Source organism: bacterium, assembly GCA_021372775.1.
GTDB lineage: Bacteria > Acidobacteriota > Polarisedimenticolia > J045 > J045 > JAJFTU01.
This window is the reverse complement of sequence record JAJFTU010000130.1, coordinates 1-1,865: the sequence shown is the minus strand read 5'-3', so window position 1 is coordinate 1,865 and position 1,865 is coordinate 1. Positions and strand designations below refer to the sequence as shown.

At 68.6% G+C, this 1,865-nt stretch carries 3 protein-coding genes; all 3 read right to left on the bottom strand.

The features are described from left to right. Positions 1-152, bottom strand: a 152-nt coding sequence (locus LLG88_04350; protein MCE5246137.1) for a transposase, incomplete at its 3' end; no start/stop codon positions are given. A gap of 78 nt (positions 153-230) precedes the next feature. After that, a complete protein-coding gene (locus tag LLG88_04345; protein ID MCE5246136.1) occupies positions 231-572 on the bottom strand; it encodes a helix-turn-helix transcriptional regulator in 342 nt (113 codons plus the stop codon). A gap of 8 nt (positions 573-580) precedes the next feature. Next, positions 581-913, bottom strand: coding sequence for a hypothetical protein (locus LLG88_04340; GenBank protein MCE5246135.1), 333 nt, complete (start codon positions 911-913; stop codon positions 581-583). Positions 914-1,865: the final 952 nt, after the last annotated feature.

Sequence of the window (1,865 nt, the reverse complement as noted above, 5' to 3'; positions counted from 1 at the left end):
CCGGCCTCCATCCCGCCGTACTTCGCCTTCCAGCGGTAGTACGTCTGGTCGCTGATCCCGTACTTCCGGCACAGCTCCCCGACCCTCACGCCGGCGTCCGCCTCCTTCAGGATGCCGACTATCCGCTCCACGCCGAACCGGCTCTTCTTCATGAGCGTCCTTTCGCGGGCGAATTATCGCCCCGAGGACTCTCGGTCAGCCCGGACCACTTTTCGGGGATCAGGCCATGGTCACCGCGCGCTTCGGTGCCCGCGTGTCTCGCCGGAAGGCCGCGCGCCGTCGAAGCCGAGAAGCACGGGTTCGTCGTTGGCGGTTCGCTCGTCAACAGTGACCGAGAGCCGCGAGTCCAGCGCCACGAGCACCGCGGCGACGGAGCGCAGCGTCAGGTTCGCGCCGACCGAGAACATCCGGGTCACCTTCGAGCGATTGCAACCCAAGCGGCGCGCGAGCTCGGCCTTCGAGACCTCGGACTCCTGCATGAGCCGCTCCAACTGGCAGATGATCAGCTGGCCGAGGTACTCCGCCTCGTAGTCCACGCGCTCCTTCCTCGCGCGGGCGACGTCAGAGCTCATCCGGAACATCATCGGCGAGTCCTCCTCCGATCCATGAAGGCCAGCGCAGCGCTCGTCACTTGTTGCTCGATTCCCTTCTCGACCTTCTGCTTCTTCTTCCGTCGGAACGCGCAGATCAGAAAGGTGTCGAATCCGTCCAGCGGCGCTCGATACAGATAAAGGCGTCCCTGGCCCTTAAGCAGTCCGGCCTGCCCGAAGTCTCCAAGCTCCCAGAGACCGGGGCCGACCATCTTCGAGAGCTTGGGGTGGCATGCCTTCTCCGAGTTGCAGATCGCTTCGAGAATGGCCTTGAGCCGGCCGTACTCCTTGTTGTTCCGCATGAAGGCGTCGAGGTCGTCCACGACCCGCTCGTCGATGGGCAGGAACCTCCGATACTTGCCCGTCACCGGGAATACGGGCGGGTCAGGGTGTTGCCTCATATGTCAACACTCCGAGAATATGGAACCAGCGCCGCATCCCGCGCAACAGCGGGCGAGGAAAACCCGGGAGTTCGGGGCGCCGGCCGGTCGTCGGCGGGCCGGCTGGCTGATGCCGCCCCGCTCCTCTCCGCCGAAGAGAGACTCGTCTTCAGCGTCCTTGGTCGTCGTCGGCCATCCACTGTCCCCTCCGGCGGCCGCGGCCCGCAGGCGCGGGCGGACGCGACAGCTCGCGGCTGTCGTCGCGGCCCCTCACTGCTATTCGCTCCAGTGCGTCGGGCCGCAACCGCCGTTGACGAGGCCTCCTCCCGCTGCCGGGACTGCAGACCGGCGGCGAAACGAACCTCAGCCTCTGCGTCCGGCTCCGTGAGGGGACCCGACGGGCCGGGCCGTGCACGCCGTCGCGGACGGCGTAGGGACGATCGACCACGCCGGGATGAGCACGGACGGGCTCGTCACGGTGCTGTACGAGAGCGGACGGAAGCACGTCATGGCGTCCTTCAACGAGGCGACGCTGACGCCCGCTTCGCAGCGCGAGGTGGTCGTTCCCGGGCTGAAATAGAGACCGCTGCGCGCCGGAGGCGGAACCCGGCACGGCGTCGCGTACTGCACGCGGCCGCGTGGGCGTAGGTTTGTCGCGCGGCCGCGCCGCGCAGGTCGTCCCGCCGGGCTTCGTCCGGCGCGGGAAGCCCGGCTCGCGCGGTCCGGCCCGGCGACGCCGGCGGCCGGATGAGATTCGCGCCGGCCGCGTGGAGGGATCGCGACGATGGAAGACCGACGCTCCGACATCAAGCCCGAGTCGTGGCTCGTCTCCGCGGGGCGGGCGTCCGAGCCGGGCGCGCCGCTGAACGTGCCGCCGGTGCCGGCGTCGAACTTC